We start from the raw sequence: 18,610 nt of genomic DNA, 5'->3' as shown, positions 1-18,610 counted from the left end.
CATGGCTGTTGAGAAGATGGCGCTCGCGAAGGCGCTGAACGAATCCCTGCGCAAGGCCCTGGACACCGACCCCAAGGTCCTGATCATGGGTGAGGACGTCGGCAAGCTCGGTGGCGTCTTCCGCGTCACGGACGGTCTGCAGAAGGACTTCGGCGAGGGCCGGGTGATCGACACCCCGCTGGCCGAGTCCGGCATCGTCGGCACCGCGATCGGCCTCGCGCTGCGCGGCTACCGCCCGGTCGTGGAGATCCAGTTCGACGGGTTCGTGTTCCCCGCGTACGACCAGATCGTCACGCAGCTGGCGAAGATGCACGCCCGTGCGCTCGGCAAGGTCAAGATGCCGGTCGTCATCCGGATTCCGTACGGCGGTGGCATCGGCGCGGTCGAGCACCACTCGGAGTCGCCGGAGGCGCTGTTCGCGCATGTGGCGGGCCTGAAGGTGGTTTCGCCGTCGAACTCGTCGGACGCGTACTGGATGCTGCAGCAGGCCATCCAGAGCGACGACCCGGTGATCTTCTTCGAGCCGAAGCGCCGCTACTGGGACAAGGGCGAGGTCGACACCGAGGCCATCCCCGGACCGCTGCACAAGGCACGCACCGTCCGCGAGGGCTCCGACCTCACGCTGGTCGCCTACGGCCCGATGGTGAAGGTCTGCGTGGAGGCCGCCGCGGCCGCCGCCGAGGAGGGCAAGTCGGTGGAGGTCGTCGACATCCGCTCGATGTCGCCGATCGACTTCGACGCCATCCAGGCCTCGGTCGAGAAGACCCGCCGCCTGGTCGTCGTACACGAGGCGCCCGTCTTCTACGGCTCCGGCGCGGAGATCGCCGCGCGCATCACGGAGCGGTGCTTCTACCACCTGGAGGCGCCCGTGCTGCGGGTCGGCGGGTACCACGCGCCGTATCCCCCGGCGCGCCTGGAGGAGGAGTACCTGCCGGGCCTTGACCGGGTGCTCGACGCCGTCGACCGCTCGCTTGCGTACTGAGGAGTGCCGACCATGACTGACACTGCTACGCGCTTTCGCGAGTTCAAGATGCCCGACGTCGGTGAGGGACTCACCGAGGCCGAGATCCTCAAGTGGTACGTCCAGCCTGGCGACACGGTGACCGACGGCCAGGCGGTGTGCGAGGTCGAGACGGCCAAGGCGGCCGTCGAGCTGCCGATCCCGTTCGACGGCGTCGTACACGAGCTGCGCTTTCCCGAGGGGACCACGGTCGACGTCGGCCAGGTGATCATCTCGGTGGATGTGGCGCCGGGGTCCGGTGACGCGCCTGCCGCCGCCCCGGCTGCGGCTGCTGCTCCGGAGCCCGAGGCCGAGGCCGAGCCGGAGGGGCGCCAGCCGGTGCTCGTCGGGTACGGCGTGTCCCAGAGCTCGACCAAGCGCCGGGCCCGTAAGCCCGCGGAGGCCGCGGGGGCGCAGGGTGGCTCCCCGGCCGCCGCCGCGGTGCAGGCCGAGCTGAACGGCCACACCCCGGCGCCCGCACCCGCCCCGGCGCCGGTGGCCGAGGGCCCGGCCGCCGGGTCCGCCGCGGCCCTGGGCGAGCGGCCGCTGGCCAAGCCGCCGGTCCGCAAGCTGGCCAAGGACCTCGGTGTCGATCTGGCGCTGGTCGTCCCGACCGGCAAGGACGGCGTCATCACCCGCGAGGACGTACACGCGGCCGCGGCACCCGCGCCTGCCGAGGCACCCGCCCCGGCTGCCCCGGTCGCGCCGGTCGCCGAGCCCGTCGTACAGCCGCAGCCCGTCGCTGTCGCCGGTGAGGGTGCGCGCGAGACCCGGATCCCCGTCAAGGGCGTACGGAAGGCCACCGCTGCCGCGATGGTCGGGTCCGCCTTCTCCGCGCCGCATGTCACGGAGTTCGTGACCGTCGACGTGACACGGACGATGAAGCTGGTCGATGAGCTCAAGCAGGACAAGGAGATGGCGGGTGTGCGGGTCAACCCGCTGCTCCTCATCGCCAAGGCCCTGCTGGTCGCGATCAAGCGGAACCCCGACGTCAACGCCACCTGGGACGAGGCCAACCAGGAGATCGTCCAGAAGCACTACGTGAACCTGGGCATCGCGGCCGCGACACCACGCGGGCTGATCGTGCCGAACATCAAGGACGCCCACGCCAAGACGCTGCCCCAACTGGCCGCGTCGCTCGGCGAACTGGTGACCACGGCACGCGAGGGCAAGACGACCCCCGCCGCCATGCAGAACGGCACGGTCACCATCACCAACGTCGGCGTCTTCGGCGTCGACACCGGTACGCCGATCCTCAACTCCGGCGAGTCCGCGATCCTGGCGGTCGGCGCGATCAAGCTCCAGCCGTGGGTCCACAAGGGCAAGGTCAAGCCGCGCCAGGTCACCACGCTCGCGCTGTCCTTCGACCACCGCCTGGTCGATGGCGAGCTTGGCTCCAAGGTCCTCGCGGATGTCGCGGCGATCCTGGAACAGCCGAAGCGGCTGATGACCTGGGCCTGATGGCCTGATGGCCTGATGGCCTGATGGCCTGATGGCCTGATGGTCTGACGACGGCCTGATGGTCTGAACGGAGCCCGGTGGTGTCCCAGGGACACCACCGGGCTCCGTCCGTATCCCGGACGGCGCTTCTGTCGCACCCATCTTGTATCTAAGCTGTGCGCATGCCGCTCGCCCCCGCCTCCGCTTCCCCTGCCGCTTCCGCTTCCGTGAGGCAGCCGCCCGCCGCCGACCGCGTGTACCAGCACGTCAAGCAGGGCGTACTGGACCGCCGTTACGAGGGCGGCACGCTGCTCACCGAGGGGGAGCTGGCCGACGCGGTGGGGGTCTCCCGTACGCCCGTGCGCGAGGCACTGCTCAAGCTGGAGGTCGAGGGGCTGCTCAGGCTCTACCCGAAGAAGGGCGCCCTGGTCCTCGCCGTCTCCGCGCAGGAGATCGCCGACGTGGTGGAAACCCGGCTGCTGGTCGAGGAGTTCGCGGCCCGTAAGGCCGTCCCCGCGCCCGCCGCACTGCTCACCCGCCTCGAAGAGCTGGTCGCCGAGCAGCGGCGCCAGGCCGGGACCGGCGACCTGGCCGCGGTCGCCGTCACCGACCGCTGCTTCCACGCGGAGATCGTCCGCAACGGCGGCAACGAGATCCTGTCCCGCCTGTACGACCAGATGCGCGACCGGCAGCTGCGGATGGGCGTCGCCATGATGCACGCCCACCCGGACCGGGTCACCAAGAACATCGTGGAGCACACCGAGATCCTCGAAGCGATCAAGGCGGGGGACGTGGAGCTGGCGGCCGCCCGGGTGCGCGACCACCTGAGCTGGGTCAAGGTGCTGGTCCGGGGTGAGGCCCGGTGAGCGCACCATCGGCGCCACCGGCCGCGGCAGGGCCCGGCGACCCACCCGGCGGCCGACGCGCCATCGCCGTCTGGTCGATCGGCGTCTCGGTCTACTTCGTCGCCGTCATCTTCCGGACCTCGCTCGGTGTCGCCGGCCTGGACGCCGCCGACCGCTTCCAGGTCAACGCCTCGGCGCTGTCCACCTTCTCGATACTCCAGCTGCTGGTCTACGCGGGCATGCAGATACCCGTCGGCCTGCTGGTCGACCGGCTCGGCACCAAGCGGGTGCTGACCATCGGCATCGTCCTGTTCACGGCCGGGCAGCTCGGCTTCGCCCTCTCCCCCTCGTACGGCATGGCGCTGGCGTCCCGCGCGCTGCTCGGCTGTGGCGACGCGATGACGTTCATCAGCGTGCTGCGGCTCGGCAACCGCTGGTTCCCGGCCCGGCGCGGGCCGCTGGTCGCACAGTTGGCCGGGCTGATCGGGATGGGCGGCAATCTCGTCTCGACCCTGGTCCTGTCCCGGCTGCTGCACGAGGTCGGCTGGACGGCGGCGTTCGTCGGCAGCTCGGCGGCGGGTCTGCTCGTCCTCGTACTGACGCTGCTGTTCCTCAAGGACCACCCGGGCGGGCGGCACACACCGCCGCCCGCGTCGGCGCAGGAGCGCGGGGTGGCCTTCGTACGCCGTCAGATCGCGGACGCCTGGCGGGAGCCCGGGACCAGGGTGGGGCTGTGGGTGCACTTCACCACGCAGTTCCCGATGATGGTGTTCACGCTGCTGTGGGGGATGCCGTTCCTGGTGCAGGCCCAGGGTCTTTCCCGTACCGCCGCGGGTGAACTGCTCACGCTCACCGTGCTGTCCAGCATGACCATCGGCCTCGTGTACGGGCAGATCATCGCCCGGCACCACGCGGCGCGGACCCCGCTCGCGGTCGGCACGGTCGGGGTGACCGCGCTGGTGTGGGCGGCCACCATCGGTTACCCGGCGGACACCGCCCCGATGTGGCTGCTCGTCGCGCTGTGCGTGACGCTCGGGACCTGCGGCCCGGCCTCGATGATCGGCTTCGACTTCGCGCGTCCCGCCAATCCGCCCGAGCGGCAGGGCACGGCCTCGGGCATCGTCAACATGGGCGGTTTCACCGCCTCGATGACGACGCTCCTCGCCATCGGCCTGCTCCTGGACGCGACCGGCGACAACTACCGGATCGCGTTCTCCTCGGTCTTCGCCCTCCAGGCGCTCGGCATCACCCAGATCCTGCGGCTGCGGCGGCGGGCCGCGCTCCGGGAGCGGGAGCGCCTGGTGGCGAGTCGGGTCGAGACCGTGCACGTCCCGGCTTAGCTCCAGCTCCAGGTCCGGGTCCGGGTCCAGCTCCAGCTCCAGCTCCAGGTCCGGGTCCGGGTCCAGCTCCAGCTCCAGGTCCAGCTCCAGGTCCGGGTCCGGGCAGAGCAGCCCGGTGCGGCGGACGCGAGGGGGCGGCACCCGCGTACAGGTGCCGCCCCCGTTCCGGCGCTCAGCGTGGCGCGCGGCGTCGTGTTCCTCGGCGCCGACCTGCGGCCTCGGTCAGCACTCACCGCCCCAGCGGTGCGACTGACCGTCGTTGTTGGCGCCGCTGTTGGAGGAGACCTCGGTGCCCGGGCCGTAGTGCAGACAGAGCGTCATGCGCCCGGAGTAGCTGTTGTAGTCGTAGACGCGGACATGGTCGTAATCGGTCTGCGCGTAGCCGTTGTTGTACCAGGACGAGTCGTCGTTGGCGACCTTGCCGCTGCCGTTGTTCCAGTAGTTGTTGTGCCAGTTGGAGTCGTTGCCGGACCACGAGTAGCGCCCGCCGCGGAAGTTGGTGCCGTCCCAGACACAGACGGAACCCTTGGGACACGACGGAGCGGCGGCGGCCGGGGCCGCGTTGACCAGGGCGAAGCTGGCGGATGCGGCGAAGACCGCGAGTCCTGCGATTACCTTGCGCATAGGTGTTTCCTCCCGTTGGCAGTGCTTCACGGTGCGGTTCCCGGTGGTTTCCACTGGTTCCCGGTGGTTCCCGGTGTTCACCGGTCGACCGCGGGGCAGGCGTCATGCGGTGCTCCGCGGCGGCTTGGGTGGCGGGGGCTCAGTCCGCCCGCTGCTTGATCACCTCGCGGGCACGGGGCAGCGCCTCGTGAGCGAGGGTGAGGTGCTGGCGTATCTGCTTCTTCCGGGCCGCGCGGACCTCGGCCTTGTAGCGCTTCTCCAGCTGGTGCGCCGTGTCGGCCAGCCCGGACTGCCGGGCGCACCGGGCCTCGGCGGTCGCGGCCTTCTTCTCGCGGGCCAGCTCCTTGGCCGTCGGCTCCTTGGCCGTCGGCTCCTTGGCCGTCGGCTCCTTGGCGGTCGGCTCCCGCTCGGTCTCCGCGGCCTCCGTCTCGCGCAGCCTGCCGGGATGGGCGACCCGGTAGCCGCGGTCGGACATACAGTCTGACCAGCGGTCCAGCGCGGCGCGGTAGTCCCGGTGCCCGGTGACCTTAGCCTGGTACTCGGACGCCAGGCTGTCCACCGCCGTGGAGCTGCGGAACCAGCCCTCGAAGTCCCGGTAGAGGGCACGCTGGGCCTCGGGCGCACACCCCTTGGTGCTGCCGCTGACCGTGTAGCCGCCGGGCAGCTCCACCGAGACCCGCGCCGACTTCTTCTCGGCGAGCGCGTCCATGTAGGCCTGGCCGCGCTTCTCCGACAGGCTCCGCAGATAGCGCGGGTTGGGGTCCCTGGCCGCCTGCCGTTGCACCGTGCGCCGCAACTGGCTGCCGAAGCCGTGCCGCCGCGCCCAGGCGACGTCGTCGATCCCGTACGGGAAGTCGCGCACCGAGTCCGGATACGTGCTGGGCGGGAGCACCACATACCGGAATCCCCGCTCCCGCATGCACGCTCCGGTCAGCAGTGCCTCCGCATGGCTGAGCAGGTCCTTCTCTCGCTCGGTCAACTCACGGACCTGCCGCGGACCGTCGTCCGGGCCGTTCTGCGGACTCGCCGCGCCGAGCGTGCACCCGGCGACCGTGGCCGTACACAGGCCGAGGCCCGCCATGGCCCGCCATATGCGTCGTGTCCTGCGCACTGTGCCCCCCTCGGCCGCTTCCGCTGCGCGACTGCGTACAGCTTCGTCCTCCGCTGCCGGGCGGGGCGAAGCCTGTCGGGCATGGCCGAATCCGCGTGGCAGGGGGCCTGGGCGGCTGTGCACACTGGGAGCCGGGCGTCCAGGGGGAAGGACGCCCGGCGGGACGTGTCCGGCAGGACGCCCGGCGGGACGTGTCCGGCAGGACGCCCGACGGGACGTGTCCGGCAGGACGCCCGACGGGACGTGTCCGCAGGACGCCGACGGGACGCGTCCTGAACGGGGCGATTCGGGGGTGGCGCAGTGCTGCGCATTCACTTCACGGGGCAGGATCTCGCACGTCTGCGGCTGGCCCAGCAGCCGGACCCGCTGTGGGAGACCGTGCTCAGTTTTCACCGGCTGCGGGACCGGCGGGGCCGGGTCGCCTTCGACGCCTGGCGGGCGCACACCCGCTCCCGCCTGCGGTGCCGCGTGCGCATGCTGAACGCACTGGTGCCGGTGCGCGGGTACTTCCCGGACTTCATCACCCCGCTGCAGGGGCAGCGGGGCTGGCAGGACGGGACCGAGGCGATCCGCTCGACCCCGAGGCAGCGACTGCTGGACGAACTCCGGTTGGTGGACGCCGAACAGCGCCTGCCGTCGTGGGGACGGCCGCTGGCCGAGGGCAGCCTGGAGCTGCTCGACCGCTTGGTGACCACGCTGCACGACTACCACCGCGTCGCCGTCGCCCCGCACTGGCGGCACATCCGGGCGCACATCGACGCCGACCGCGCGCTGCGCACCAGGTCGCTGCTGAACGGCGGGGCGGAAGGGCTGCTGGACGGGCTGCGTCCGGTGCTGCGGTGGTCGTCACCGGTGCTGGAAGCCAGCTATCCCACCGACCGGGAGGTACATCTGGGCGGGCGTGGACTGCTGCTGGTGCCCTCCTTCTTCTGCTGGCGCTATCCGGTGACCCTGTTCGACGATCTGCTGCGGCCGGTGCTGGTGTACCCGGTGCGGCACCTGCCTGCCGCACCCCGGCGGGCCGACGGTCTCGGCCGACTGCTGGGCCGGACGCGGGCCGAAGTGCTCCGCTGCATCGACGGCGGGTGCACCACGGGCGAACTCGCCCGCAGGGCCGGCATCTCACCGGCGTCCGCGAGCGAGCATGCCGGTGCGTTACGCGAGGGCGGGCTGACGCTGACACAGCGGCAGGGCGGTTCCGTGCTGCACACCCTGACGCCGCTGGGCGGCGCACTGCTGGAGGACGGTACGGCTCACCGCGGCGCTGGTCTTATGGCGACACCGCGAAGTTCCGCACGATGGCCTCCGCCAGTGCCGAGTCCCCCTCGGTCTTGATCCGGTCCGCGACCGCGGCGGGCTTCACCCGGCCGCAGGCCAGCCGGAAGTACGTGTCCCAGTCCAGGCTGAGCGTCGCCGCGGGCCCCAGCGAGGGCGAGCCGTCGACCGAGCCCCGCCCCTCGTCGTTCACCCGCACCGTGCGCAGGAACTCCACCGGGCCGCTCACGTCGAAGACCACGGCCGAATTGGCGGGCGCCTTGGCCCGCTTGGCGACCACGATCGGCAGCGCCTGGATCAGCATGTCCCGGGTGACCAGGGCGCCGGGCGAGTCCAGGTTCCCCGGCTTGCCCAGCGTCGTACGCAGGTCCTGCTCGTGGACCCACACATCGAACGCCCGCTTCCGGGTGGCCTCTTCGAGCGACTCCTCCGTGCCCAGCGGGCCGCGCACCTTGGCCGACGGGTCCCGGCTCTCGTTCCGCAGCTGCCGCGAGCGCCGGATGATGGTGTACTCCAGCTCCGCGGTCATCTCCGGCGCGGTGTGGTGACGGCGTACGTCGACCTGGACCTCCATGTACCGCTGGAGCTCGTTGGTGACGTGGTAGAGGTCGCGCGGCAGGGTGTGGATGGGCCGCGGGTCGCCCAGCATCTCGCAGTCGAGGCCGATGACATGGGAGACGATGTCGCGTACGGACCAGCCGGGACAGGGGGTCGCCCAGTTCCACTCGCCCTCGGCGAGGGGCTGCACCAGCTCGGATATCGCCTCTACGGAATGGGTCCAGGCATCGGCGTAGGTTTGCAGGCTGGGATGGAGACTCACAGGACGGGACCCCTCGGGCGGTTCGTTGACGCGGGCGGTTCGTTGACACTGGCGGACGCTGGCGGATCAGCGGCCGGACAACCAGGCGGCGTGGGAGGCTCGTGGCCTAAGTTACGCTGCCCCGCGGTCCACCGGCAGTGCTTTCGTGTGACGATCGTAGGCCGTGATGACAGCTCGAATGCCAGGACGGTGGTAGTGTGCGCGCCTCGCTCATCCAGATCGACGTAAGCCCTGACGAAGCGGTCGATTCCCGTCGGGAACGGGTCGCTTCGCTGATCCGCGAGCAGTCGGCGGCCGACCTTGTGGTGCTGCCCGAGCTGTGGACGACGGGCGCGTGGGCGTACGAGTCGTTCGCCGCCGAGGCGGAGCCGCTGCGGGGTCCGACGCATGAGGCGATGAGCAAGGCGGCGCGGGACGCGGGGGTCTGGCTGCACGCGGGCTCGTTCGTGGAGCGCGGCGAACCGGACGGCAGCGAGGACGGCGCCCTCTACAACACCTCACTCGTCTTCGCACCGGACGGCGAACTCGCCGCCACCTACCGCAAGATCCACCGCTTCGGCTTCGACCAGGGCGAGGCCGTGCTGATGGGCGCGGGCACCAAGCCGGTCACAGTCTCACTCCCGGACACGACACTCGGCCTCGCCACCTGCTACGACCTGCGCTTCCCCGAACTGTTCCGCACCCTCGTCGACGCGGGCGCCGAGCTCCTGGTGGTGCCCGCGGGCTGGCCGGAGCGCCGCCGCGCGCACTGGACGCTGCTCGCGCAGGCACGTGCCGTGGAGAACCAGGCGTACGTCCTGGCCTGCGGCACGGCAGGGACCCACGCGGGCGTCGAGCAGGCGGGCCACAGCATCGTCGTGGACCCGTGGGGCGAGGTGCTCGCCGAGGCGGGCCCGGGCGATGAGGTGCTGACGGTCGACATCGACCCGGCGAAGGTCGCGACGACGCGGAAGCAGTTCCCCGTACTGAGGGACCGGGTACTGGGCCTGGAGACACCGACCCGCTGACCCGCTGCCGGTGGTGGTCAGTCGCCCTCCCGCTCCCGCTCGGCCAGCCGGATCACGCACACCGCCACGGCGATCAGCAGCGCCGGGTCGGCGTCCTCGCGTACGACATTGACGCCGTACGTCTCCCGGATGCGCAGCCAGCGGCGCGAGATCTCGGCCAGCAGCTCGCCGTCGTACTCGATGGCGAACTCGCGGTCGAGGATCTTGCCGCTCACATCCAGCTCGCTGCCGTCCTCCAAGGCCACCCGAAAGTGGTTGCGCAGCAGCGAGAAGCGTTTGCGTTTCACGGTGGCCAGGGGCTCGTCACCGCGCTCGATGACCATCGTGTCGCGCAGGCTGATCAGCTTCTTCCGGATATCGATCAGGACTTGCCCCTGCGGGTCCTTCAGCTCGAAGGTCTCGCGTAGCCGCATCGCCTTGCCGTCGACGAGGAAGGCCTTGCGACCCTGCTCGTCCTCGATCCAGTAGTCGTCTCCGATGCCGAAGACCCGGTCGCGTACGAGGTACCTCATGGGTGCCGCGTCCTCCTTCGTGCGGTGTGGTTCGAGCCATGTGGTTGGCTTGGGCTATGGCTAAGCGTGCACGTGTCCGGGCCCCCGAGCTGGTTGGCAAGGGCGGATGGATCAACACAGGCGGCGAGGAGCTGAGCCTTGAGAAGCTCCGCGGCCGCGTCGTTATCGTCGATTTCTGGACGTTCTGTTGCGTTAACTGCCTGCATGTCCTCGATGAGCTCCGCGAGCTGGAGGAGAAGCACCGCGACACCGTGGTGATCATCGGGGTCCACTCGCCCAAGTTCGTGCACGAGGCCGAGCACCAGGCCGTCGTGGACGCCGTCGAGCGGTACGAGGTCCACCACCCCGTGCTCGATGACCCCGAGCTTGCCACCTGGAAGCAGTACGCGGTACGGGCCTGGCCCACGCTGGTCGTCATCGACCCCGAGGGGTACGTCGTCGCCCAGCACGCGGGCGAGGGTCATGCGCACGCCATCGAGAAGCTGGTCGATGAGCTGGAGACCGAGCACGCGGCGAAGGGCACGCTGCGGCGCGGCGACGGCCCGTACGTACCGCCGGAGCCGGAGGCGACCGACCTGCGCTTCCCGGGCAAGGCGGTCGTACTCCCCTCGGGCACCTTCCTGGTCTCGGACTCGACCCGCCACCAGCTGGTGGAGCTGGCGGCGGACGGCGAGACGGTACTGCGCCGCGTGGGCACCGGCGAGCGCGGCTTCAGCCCCGAATCCTTCAGCGAGCCGCAGGGCCTGGCCCTGCTCCCGGACGGCCGGGTGGTGGTCGCCGACACCGTGAACCACGCGCTGCGGACGTACGACCCGGCCACGGGCGATGTGGAGACGATCGCGGGCACCGGCCGCCAGTGGTGGCAGGGCTCGCCGACGTCCGGACCGGCCCTGGAGGTCGACCTGTCCTCCCCCTGGGACGTGGCGTACTTCGACGGCCTGGTGTGGATCGCGATGGCGGGCGTCCACCAGCTGTGGACGTACGACCCGGAGGCGGGGACGGTCGAGGTCGCGGCCGGTACGACGAACGAGGGCCTGGTCGACGGACCGGCCGCCGAGGCGTGGTTCGCCCAGCCGTCGGGGCTCGCGGCCACCGCCGACCGCTTGTGGATCGCCGACTCGGAGACGTCGGCCCTGCGCTGGATCGACCGCGAGCGGGTGGTCCACACGGCGGTCGGAACCGGCCTCTTCGACTTCGGCCACCGCGACGGCGAGGCCGAACAGGCCCTGCTCCAGCACCCGTTGGGCGTCACGGCACTCCCCGACGGCTCGGTCGCGGTCAGCGACACGTACAACCACGCGCTGCGCCGTTACGACCCGGCGAGCGGCGAGGTCACCACGCTGGCGACGGATCTGCGGGAGCCGTCGGACGCGGTCCTGGTGGATGGCGACATCGTGGTCGTCGAGTCCGCCCGCCACCGGCTGACCCGACTGCGCCTCCCGGAGGACGCGGTACGCGTCGAGGCGGTCGCCCACCGCACCCAGCGCGCGGCGACGGAGGTCGCGCCGGGCGCGCTGCGGCTGGACGTGGTCTTCCAGGCCCCGGCGGGCCAGAAGCTGGACACCCGCTACGGCCCGTCGACCCGCCTGCTGGTGTCGTCCACGCCACCGGAGCTGCTGGCGTCAGGCGAGGGCGCGGGCACGGACCTGTCCCGCTCCCTGGAGCTGAACCCGGCGGTGCCGGAGGGCGTCCTGCATGTCTCGGCGATGGCGGCGTCCTGCGACGACGACCCGTCGAACGAGTACCCGGCGTGCCATGTCCATCAGCAGGACTGGGGGGTGCCGGTTCGCCTCACGGCGGGTGGCGACGCCCGGTTGGCGCTGGTTCTGGCGGGCCTCGACGTCAACGTCGCCTGACACCCTACGAAGGCGGAGACGATGACCACGCGGACCCACCACGTCGACCACGAACTCATCCAGGCCGCGGCGCACGTCGCGCGCACTCGTTGCCGGGGCGACAACCACACCATGGCGGCCGCGGCCCGCGCCCGGGACGGCCAGATCGTCAGCGCGGTGAACGCCTACCACTTCACCGGAGGCCCCTGCGCGGAGCTGGTCCTCATCGGCGCGGCAGCCGCCCAAGGCATCTACGAGCTGGACACGGTCGTCGCTGTGGGCGACCGCGACCGCGGGGTTGTTCCCCCGTGCGGCCGATGCCGCCAGGTCCTTCTCGACTACTTCCCCGCCCTCAAGGTCATCGTCGGCGGAGACGACCGCCGCGCTCGGACGGTCCTTATCACCGAGTTGCTCCCCGAGAGCTACGTCTGGGCTGACCACCAGCTCGACGCCGAGTAATACGCGGCACTAGTTGGGCGAGGTGCCCTCGGCGTATCCCGCCGCCCGCCCTTCCGCGTGGTCCGGGATGCACCTTTCCACCGTGCCGCGCAGGAACGCGATGTCCTCGGGACTGAGCGAGTCGCCTTGGCCGAGCTCCGTCAGCTGTCTGTGGAACTCGGCTTGCGCCTCCTCCACGGAGAGCCCCAGGGCGACGGAGAGCGCGGATGCAGCAGCAAGTCCCGATACCTTTTCCCGGAGTTCCGGGTTCACACCGTTGATCATGTGGTGAAGCTAGGTCAGTTGACCGAGGGTGGGCGTGCCCTTTTCGGCGCGATCACTCTTTCGGGGACAGCAGAAGCGTTCAGGCGCGGGCGGCTCAGTGTCCGGTGAGGTTGCGGGACTTGAGGGTGTGGAGGAGGTGGGTGAGGGGGGTTGGGGTGGTGGCCAGTTCCGAGGCCGGGGTGTCGCTCTCGCGGAGGCGGATGCCGCCTTCGGTAGCGGCCAGCTCCACACAGTCATTGCCTTCGCCGCCGCCAGAGAAGGATGACTTCTGCCATGTGGCTGGGGTGGTCATGGCTGTGCCTCACAGTTCCTTTGCCATCCGGTGGATGATGTCGCGAGACTGCTCGGGGTCTAGCGACGCTGCCTCCACCTTACGGAATAGTGTTCGAAAATGGTTCAGTTGGGCCTCGGCATCAATGAAGCCTGTTCCGTGCGGGGCGTCGCGCACCACGGTGTCCAGTTGGGGCACGGCTCCGCCCACGTAAGCCATAGCGCTTCCGGCTCCTGCGAAGTTGTCCAGGTCGAAGGGGATGACCCGCACGGTCATGTGGTCCATCTCGGACAGCTCCAGGATTCGGGTGAGTTGGGCCCTGGACTCCGAGCGACTGTTCACTCTGATGCGGAGCGCTGCCTCGTGGATCACGGCCTTGTACTCGATGGGATTCGGCTGCTCGATGACCCCGCGACGCCGCATCCGGTGGTTCACGCGCGGGTCCAGTTCGCTTGGGGGAAGTTCGGGTGCCATGTACGAGAAGAGGGCTCGGGCGTAAGGCTCGGTCTGTAGGAGTCCCGGTACATGGATCACTGCTACGTCTTGCCGGAACGTCGCATGGTGATCCAGCTCGGAGAGGTCGAGGAAGGGAGCGGGGAGCACCCCTCGGTACTCCTCCCACCAGCCCCGCGTCCGATCAGTGGCCATAGCGACCAGGCCGTTGATCAACGCCTCGTCCGTACAGGCGTAGTGGGCCGCCAAGCGGCGTAGGCGGACCTCGCTCACGCCGGACAGGCCGGTCTCGATGTGCGTCATCTGGGTTGAGTTCACGCCGAGGAGGGCGGCCGTCTCGCGCGCCGTCAAGCCTGCGGCCTCGCGGAGTTTGCGCAGCTCGGCGCCGAGGCGAAGCTGCCGAGCCGTGGGATGGCTTCTGGTGGCCATGTCTAGCTCCTCGGTCCAACTTGCGTGCGTGGGCGACCCGTTCGGGTACCAGATTACGGGAACGGCTTGCGGGACCTAAATGTAGAGGTCTACCGTCAGTGACGCGTCGCAAACGCTGCGAGACCGGGACCCCGGAAGCGCACCACGCCGTCGTGCCGTGACGGCCGTGAAACTGCCACCGCCCGCCGACCGCCGCGAACTCCCTCCAACCTTCCACCACTCGGAGTTCCGCCATGCCGAAAACCGACGACGAGCACGACGAACCCTGGGAATACACCCTCTACATCCCGCACGACCCGATCGCGGTGACGGTCTGCCGTCACACCCTGCGCCTGGTCCTGACCGCGCACGGCCTCGCCCACCTCACCGAACTGGCCGAACTCCTCGCCACCGAGCTGATCGGCAACGCCGTACGGCACACCAAGGGACCGGCTGCGCTGAGCGTGCACAGGACGGGCGGCACGCTGCGGATCTGCGCGTGGGACGCCGACCCCAACCCGCCCGCGCCCCCGCTCGCCCTGGCCCGCGCCCCCGCTCGCCCTGGCCCTCGCCCCGGACGCCGAGCAGGGCCGGGGGCTGGCCCTGGTGCGTACCTGCGCGGACGGCTGGGGCTGGCACCCGCTGACGTCGAGCGGGGACACCGGGAAGTACGTGTGGTGCGAACTGTGCGCGGCGTAGCGCCGCTGCCGGGCGCAACCCGGGCGACGTACCGTAGGAAGACGTCCCCGATCAGGCAGGAGGCCGTCGTGAGCGTCGTTGAGGAGCCGTCCCCGGTGCTGAACCAGGAGTCCTTCGAGGAGCTGGCCCGCCAGGCCATACGGATCGACGAGTCGCTGCGGCTGGAGTTCGTCAACGGAAAGATGGGGGTCAAGGCCGTGCCGGACGGCGATCACGGACGGATCATCGCGTGGCTGTCCCGCCTGTGCATTCAGGCCAACGCGGGCTGGTGGCTCTACCCCGAGCAGGGGCTGCGGGTCGAGACGTACCGCAAGGGCAACGCCCGTCCTGACGGCTCCCTGGTCCCCATCGACGCGTTCGTCGGCCAGGGCGAGTGGGCCGTCACCGACGACGTACTGATGGTCGTCGAGGTGACGTCCCGGGACTCCGACACCAACCAGCGCGACCGGGTCGACAAGCCGCGTGCGTACGCCGAGTCCGAGATCCCCGTGTACCTGCTGATCGACCGCGAACTGCACGAGGTCAAGGTCCACTCACAGCCCGACGGGCAGCGGTACGAGATGGTGGCCACCGTGCCGTTCGGGAAGTCCGTCTCGCTGCCTGATCCGGTCGGCATGGAGCTGGACACCGAGCCGCTCAAGGACTGGGCGGCTGGCTGAGGCCCGGAGCCGACGCGATGGCGACGCGCGGTCGGCTCCAGGGCCTCATCGGGCTCGGGTCAGCCCTCCAGGAACGCCGCCAGCGCGTTCGCCAGCAGGTACGGGTCCGCCGCGCCGCACAGTTCGCGGGCGCTGTGCATGGACAGGATCGCGACGCCGACGTCCACCGTCTTGATGCCGTGGCGGGCCGCGGTGATCGGGCCGATCGTCGTGCCGCAGGGCATCGCGTTGTTGGAGACGAAGGACTGGAAGGGGACTCCGGCCTTCTCGCACGCCGACGCGAACACCGCACGGCCCGAACCGTCCGTCGCGTAGCGGTTGTTGACGTTCACCTTGAGGATCGGGCCGCCGTCCGCGCGGGGGTGGTGCGTCGGGTCGTGGCGCTCCGTGTAGTTGGGGTGCACCGCGTGGCCGGTGTCGGAGGAGAGGCAGACCGTCCCCGCGAAGGCTCGGGCCTTGTCCTCGTACGAGCCGCCGCGGGCGAACACCGAACGCTCCAGGACCGAGCCGAGCAGCGGGCCGTCCGCGCCGGTGTCGGACTGGGAGCCGTTCTCCTCGTGGTCGAAGGCGGCGAGGACGGGGATATACGGCAGGTCGCCGCCGTCCGTCGCCACCGCCGCCAGGGCCGCCGTACCGGCGTGTACCGACAGGAGGTTGTCCATGCGGGGGCCCGCCAGCAGCTCCTTGTCGCGGCCCAGGTAGGCGGGCGGCTCGATGGAGTGCGTCATCAGGTCCCAGCCGGCGACCTCGCCGGTCGGGAGGTCGTACTCCTCCTCCAGGAAGCGGATCAGGTCGCCCTCGCGGGAGTCGCCGAGGCCCCAGATGGGCTGGAGGTGGCGCTGCTTGTCGAGCTTGAGGCCGTCCGAGCTCACGGTGCGATCCAGGTGGATGGCGAGTTGGGGGACTCGGAGGAGCGCGCGGTCGACGTTGACCAGGCGGGTCGAGCCGTCGCGCAGGGTGAGGCGTCCGGCCAGGCCGAGGTCGCGGTCCAGCCAGGAGTTGAGCAGCGGTCCGCCGTAGATCTCCACGGCCACCTGGCGCCAGCCCGCGCTGCCCGTGTCGGGGAGGGGCTTGACCCGCAGGTTCGGGGAGTCGGTGTGGGCGCCGACGATACGGAAGGGGGTGTGGGCGGCCGCGCCCTCCGGGACGTACCAGGCGATGATCGCGCCGCCGCGCAGCACGTACTTGCCGCCGCTGGTCCCCTCCCACGCGGAGGTTTCCTCGACCTGCTGGAAGCCCACCTTCTCCAAGCGCTCGGCGGCGTTGGCCACGGCGTGGTACGGCGACGGACTCGACGCCAGGAAGGGGATCAGGTCGTCGGTGTGGCCGCGGTCGAAGCGGGCGGCTGGAGTGCTCATGGGGTTCACCTTAACGAGGGATGGAGGTCCGTTCCTCGGCGATCTTTCGGCGATTTTCGGGTCGCTGGCGCGCCGGGTGTGACGCTGCGCACAACGGCCCGCCCCCGGTGCGGGAGCGGGCCGTTGGGAGGTACGGAGCGGACCTTAGAAGGCGGCCTCGTCGAGCTCCATCAGGTCGAGCTCGACGCCCTCGGCGAGCGAGCGCTGGACGGCCACGCCCGGCAGGATGTTGGCGGCGAAGAACTTCGCCGCGGCGATCTTGCCGGTGTAGAACGCCTTGTCCTTCGTGGAGGCGGTCTCCAGCTTCTCGGCCGCGACAGCGGCGCCGCGCAGCAGCAGGTAGGCGACGACCACGTCACCCGAGGCGAGCAGCAGGCGGGTGGTGTTCAGACCGACCTTGTAGATGGACTTGACGTCCTTCTCGGTGGCGGCGAGGTCGGTCAGCATCGCGCCGACGATCGCCTCCAGGTCGACGGCCGCCTTGGCGAGCGTCTCGCGGGCCTCGGCCAGGTCCTCGCCACCGGTGTTGACCGCGAGGAACTTCTTGATCTCCTCGGCGAGCTGGTTCAGCGCCGCGCCCTGGTTGCGGACGATCTTCCGGAAGAAGTAGTCCTGGCCCTGGATGGCGGTGGTGCCCTCGTAGAGGGTGTCGATCTTGGCGTCCCGGATGTACTGCTCGACCGGGTACTCCTGCAGGTAGCCGGAGCCGCCGAAGGTCTGCAGCGACTGCGCGAGCTGCTCGTAGGCCTTCTCGGAGCCGTAGCCCTTGACGATCGGGAGCAGGAGGTCGTTCATGGCCTCCAGCGCCTTGGCGTCCTCGCCCGCGGCCTCCTTGACGGCGATCTCGTCCTGGACGGAGGCGGTGTACATGACGAGGGCGCGCATGCCCTCGGCGTACGCCTTCTGCGTCATCAGCGAGCGGCGCACGTCCGGGTGGTGCGTGATGGTGACCTTGGGCGCGGTCTTGTCCATGAACTGCGCCAGGTCGGGGCCCTGGACGCGCTCCTTGGCGTACTCAAGGGCGTTCAGGTAGCCGGTGGAGAGGGTCGAGATGGCCTTCGTACCGACCATCATGCGAGCGAACTCGATGATGCGGAACATCTGGCGGATGCCGTCGTGCTTGTCGCCGATCAGCCAGCCCTTGGCGGGGTGCTGGTCGCCGAAGGTCATCTCGCACGTGTTGGAGGCCTTGAGGCCCATCTTGTGCTCGACGTTGGTGGCGTAGACGCCGTTGCGCTCGCCCAGCTCGCCGGTCTCCCAGTCGAAGTGGAACTTCGGGACCAGGAACAGGGACAGGCCCTTGGTGCCGGGGCCGTGGCCCTCGGGGCGGGCGAGAACGTAGTGGAGGATGTTCTCCTCCATGTCGTGCTCACCGGAGGTGATGAAGCGCTTCACGCCCTCGATGTGCCAGGAGCCGTCGTCCTGCTGCACGGCCTTGGCGCGGCCGGCGCCGACGTCCGAGCCGGCGTCCGGCTCGGTGAGCACCATGGTGGAGCCCCACTGCTTCTCGACCGCGATCTTCGCGATCTCCTTCTGCTTCTCGGTGCCCTCCTCGAAGAGGATGCGCGCGAACGCGGGGCCCGAGGAGTACATCCAGATCGCCGGGTTGGCGCCCAGGATCAGCTCCGCGTACGACCAGATGAGGGACGGCGGGGCAGTGGTGCCGCCGATCTCCTCGGGCAGGCCGAGGCGCCAGTACTCGGAGTCCATGAAGGCCTTGTAGCTCTTCTTGAAGCTCGCCGGGACCGGCGCGGTGTTGGTCTCCGGGTCGAACACCGGCGGGTTGCGGTCGGCGTCGGTGAAGGACTCGGCGAGGTCGTTCTCGGCGAGCTTGCAGAGCTCTTCGAGAATGGTCTTGGCGGTCTCGACGTCCATCTCCGCGAACGGGCCGGTGCCGTACAGCTTGTCGCGCCCGAGCACCTCGAAGAGGTTGAACTCGATGTCCCGGAGATTCGACTTGTAGTGCCCCATGGCAACGGCTCCGTATGAGATCGGGAGGCAGGGTCCTCGTAATGCTTACCAGCAGGTAGCTACGATGATGCTACCCGTCGGTAATAAGAATCAACCCCTACCGGCCATCTGTGACCGGTCTCGCCCCCGGCCGGGTGGGGGCGGGGGCGAGATGAGGCTGGCGAGGACCGGTCGAACGGCGCTCAGCGCCCGGTCGAGTACGGTGCGTCACATATCGGGGTGCGTGTCCGTGCACGGCGGGGAGCTCGCCGCCTCTCGG

18 protein-coding genes are annotated in these 18,610 nt (G+C 70.1%); 9 read left to right on the top strand and 9 right to left on the bottom strand.

Annotation, left to right across the window (positions count from 1 at the left end):
* Nucleotide 1 precedes the first annotated feature (1 nt).
* The 4 genes from U9R90_RS16935 to U9R90_RS16920 all read left to right on the top strand — a co-directional run bounded on the left by U9R90_RS16935 (nucleotide 2) and on the right by U9R90_RS16920 (nucleotide 4,625).
* A complete protein-coding gene (locus tag U9R90_RS16935; protein WP_411057284.1) occupies nucleotides 2-982 on the top strand; it encodes an alpha-ketoacid dehydrogenase subunit beta in 981 nt (326 codons plus the stop codon).
* A gap of 3 nt (nucleotides 983-985) precedes the next feature.
* Nucleotides 986-2,461, top strand: coding sequence for a dihydrolipoamide acetyltransferase family protein (locus U9R90_RS16930; protein WP_411057283.1), 1,476 nt, complete (start codon nucleotides 986-988; stop codon nucleotides 2,459-2,461).
* A 161-nt stretch (nucleotides 2,462-2,622) separates the two neighbouring features.
* Nucleotides 2,623-3,306 (top strand): GntR family transcriptional regulator, encoded by a 684-nt coding sequence (locus U9R90_RS16925; protein WP_411057282.1) that lies wholly within the window; start codon nucleotides 2,623-2,625, stop codon nucleotides 3,304-3,306.
* Nucleotides 3,303-4,625, top strand: a complete 1,323-nt coding sequence (locus tag U9R90_RS16920; protein ID WP_411057281.1) for an MFS transporter — start codon at nucleotides 3,303-3,305, stop codon at nucleotides 4,623-4,625. The genes U9R90_RS16925 and U9R90_RS16920 overlap by 4 nt, the downstream gene beginning before the upstream one ends.
* 222 nt (nucleotides 4,626-4,847) lie before the next feature.
* Here the strand turns inward: U9R90_RS16920 and U9R90_RS16915 are convergent, their stop codons facing one another.
* Together U9R90_RS16915 and U9R90_RS16910 are read right to left on the bottom strand one after the other, a co-directional pair.
* A complete protein-coding gene (locus tag U9R90_RS16915) occupies nucleotides 4,848-5,249 on the bottom strand; it encodes a peptidase inhibitor family I36 protein (protein ID WP_411057280.1) in 402 nt (133 codons plus the stop codon).
* Nucleotides 5,250-5,388: 139 nt separating this feature from the next.
* Entirely contained in the window at nucleotides 5,389-6,360 is a 972-nt protein-coding gene (locus U9R90_RS16910) for a hypothetical protein (RefSeq protein ID WP_411057279.1), read from the bottom strand.
* Between the two features lie 300 nt (nucleotides 6,361-6,660).
* Between U9R90_RS16910 and U9R90_RS16905 the strand changes: the two genes are divergently transcribed.
* Nucleotides 6,661-7,695, top strand: a complete 1,035-nt coding sequence (locus U9R90_RS16905) for an ArsR/SmtB family transcription factor (protein WP_411057278.1) — start codon at nucleotides 6,661-6,663, stop codon at nucleotides 7,693-7,695.
* Here the strand turns inward: U9R90_RS16905 and U9R90_RS16900 are convergent.
* Entirely contained in the window at nucleotides 7,631-8,455 is an 825-nt protein-coding gene (locus U9R90_RS16900) for a maleylpyruvate isomerase family mycothiol-dependent enzyme (protein ID WP_411057277.1), read from the bottom strand. The two genes, U9R90_RS16905 and U9R90_RS16900, sit on opposite strands and share 65 nt — an antisense overlap.
* Nucleotides 8,456-8,652: 197 nt before the next feature.
* Between U9R90_RS16900 and U9R90_RS16895 the strand changes: the two genes are divergently transcribed.
* A complete protein-coding gene (locus tag U9R90_RS16895; protein ID WP_411057276.1) occupies nucleotides 8,653-9,462 on the top strand; it encodes a carbon-nitrogen family hydrolase in 810 nt (269 codons plus the stop codon).
* 17 nt (nucleotides 9,463-9,479) lie between these two features.
* Here U9R90_RS16895 and U9R90_RS16890 read toward each other — a convergent pair whose 3' ends face one another.
* Nucleotides 9,480-9,974: an LURP-one-related/scramblase family protein gene (locus U9R90_RS16890; RefSeq protein WP_411057275.1), complete on the bottom strand. Its 495-nt coding sequence runs from the start codon at nucleotides 9,972-9,974 to the stop codon at nucleotides 9,480-9,482.
* 56 nt (nucleotides 9,975-10,030) lie between these two features.
* On the opposite strand from U9R90_RS16890, the gene U9R90_RS16885 reads away from it, so the two are divergent.
* Both U9R90_RS16885 and U9R90_RS16880 read left to right on the top strand, forming a co-directional pair.
* Nucleotides 10,031-11,830 carry an NHL domain-containing thioredoxin family protein gene (locus tag U9R90_RS16885; RefSeq protein WP_411057274.1) on the top strand — a complete coding sequence of 600 codons (1,800 nt, stop codon included), beginning with the start codon at nucleotides 10,031-10,033 and terminating at the stop codon, nucleotides 11,828-11,830.
* A gap of 21 nt (nucleotides 11,831-11,851) precedes the next feature.
* Entirely contained in the window at nucleotides 11,852-12,268 is a 417-nt protein-coding gene (locus tag U9R90_RS16880; RefSeq protein WP_411057273.1) for a cytidine deaminase family protein, read from the top strand.
* A 9-nt stretch (nucleotides 12,269-12,277) separates the two neighbouring features.
* Here U9R90_RS16880 and U9R90_RS16875 read toward each other — a convergent pair whose 3' ends face one another.
* The 3 genes from U9R90_RS16875 to U9R90_RS16865 form a co-directional block, all read right to left on the bottom strand.
* The gene (locus tag U9R90_RS16875; RefSeq protein ID WP_411057272.1) at nucleotides 12,278-12,532 is read right to left on the bottom strand and encodes a hypothetical protein; all 255 of its coding nucleotides are present in this window, start codon (nucleotides 12,530-12,532) and stop codon (nucleotides 12,278-12,280) included.
* Between the two features lie 94 nt (nucleotides 12,533-12,626).
* Entirely contained in the window at nucleotides 12,627-12,824 is a 198-nt protein-coding gene (locus U9R90_RS16870; protein WP_411057271.1) for a DUF397 domain-containing protein, read from the bottom strand.
* A gap of 9 nt (nucleotides 12,825-12,833) precedes the next feature.
* The gene (locus U9R90_RS16865; RefSeq protein WP_411057270.1) at nucleotides 12,834-13,685 is read right to left on the bottom strand and encodes a helix-turn-helix domain-containing protein; all 852 of its coding nucleotides are present in this window, start codon (nucleotides 13,683-13,685) and stop codon (nucleotides 12,834-12,836) included.
* 728 nt (nucleotides 13,686-14,413) lie between these two features.
* On the opposite strand from U9R90_RS16865, the gene U9R90_RS16860 reads away from it, so the two are divergent.
* Nucleotides 14,414-15,022, top strand: coding sequence for a Uma2 family endonuclease (locus U9R90_RS16860; RefSeq protein ID WP_411057764.1), 609 nt, complete (start codon nucleotides 14,414-14,416; stop codon nucleotides 15,020-15,022).
* A gap of 59 nt (nucleotides 15,023-15,081) precedes the next feature.
* On the opposite strand, the gene U9R90_RS16855 is transcribed toward U9R90_RS16860, so the two are convergent.
* Nucleotides 15,082-16,380 carry a M18 family aminopeptidase gene (locus U9R90_RS16855; protein ID WP_411057269.1) on the bottom strand — a complete coding sequence of 433 codons (1,299 nt, stop codon included), beginning with the start codon at nucleotides 16,378-16,380 and terminating at the stop codon, nucleotides 15,082-15,084.
* Between the two features lie 144 nt (nucleotides 16,381-16,524).
* A complete protein-coding gene (locus tag U9R90_RS16850; protein WP_411057268.1) occupies nucleotides 16,525-18,351 on the bottom strand; it encodes an acyl-CoA dehydrogenase in 1,827 nt (608 codons plus the stop codon).
* Nucleotides 18,352-18,610 lie beyond the last annotated feature (259 nt).

The sequence above is a fragment of the Streptomyces sp. E11-3 genome (genome assembly GCF_046540415.1).
Classification (GTDB): Bacteria; Actinomycetota; Actinomycetes; order Streptomycetales; family Streptomycetaceae; genus Streptomyces.
This window is presented reverse-complemented; position numbering and strand designations above follow the sequence as displayed.

Bases quoted from the DNA above. Each gene is read 5' to 3' on its own strand.
- U9R90_RS16880 (WP_411057273.1), top strand. From the start codon at position 11,852: ATGACCACGCGGACCCACCACGTCGACCACGAACTCATCCAGGCCGCG.
- U9R90_RS16870 (WP_411057271.1), bottom strand. From the start codon at position 12,824: ATGACCACCCCAGCCACATGGCAGAAGTCATCCTTCTCTGGCGGCGGC.
- U9R90_RS16875 (WP_411057272.1), bottom strand. From the start codon at position 12,532: ATGATCAACGGTGTGAACCCGGAACTCCGGGAAAAGGTATCGGGACTT.
- U9R90_RS16925 (WP_411057282.1), top strand. From the start codon at position 2,623: ATGCCGCTCGCCCCCGCCTCCGCTTCCCCTGCCGCTTCCGCTTCCGTG.
- U9R90_RS16850 (WP_411057268.1), bottom strand. From the start codon at position 18,351: ATGGGGCACTACAAGTCGAATCTCCGGGACATCGAGTTCAACCTCTTC.
- U9R90_RS16915 (WP_411057280.1), bottom strand. From the start codon at position 5,249: ATGCGCAAGGTAATCGCAGGACTCGCGGTCTTCGCCGCATCCGCCAGC.
- U9R90_RS16935 (WP_411057284.1), top strand. From the start codon at position 2: ATGGCTGTTGAGAAGATGGCGCTCGCGAAGGCGCTGAACGAATCCCTG.
- U9R90_RS16890 (WP_411057275.1), bottom strand. From the start codon at position 9,974: ATGAGGTACCTCGTACGCGACCGGGTCTTCGGCATCGGAGACGACTAC.
- U9R90_RS16865 (WP_411057270.1), bottom strand. From the start codon at position 13,685: ATGGCCACCAGAAGCCATCCCACGGCTCGGCAGCTTCGCCTCGGCGCC.
- U9R90_RS16855 (WP_411057269.1), bottom strand. From the start codon at position 16,380: ATGAGCACTCCAGCCGCCCGCTTCGACCGCGGCCACACCGACGACCTG.
- U9R90_RS16885 (WP_411057274.1), top strand. From the start codon at position 10,031: ATGGCTAAGCGTGCACGTGTCCGGGCCCCCGAGCTGGTTGGCAAGGGC.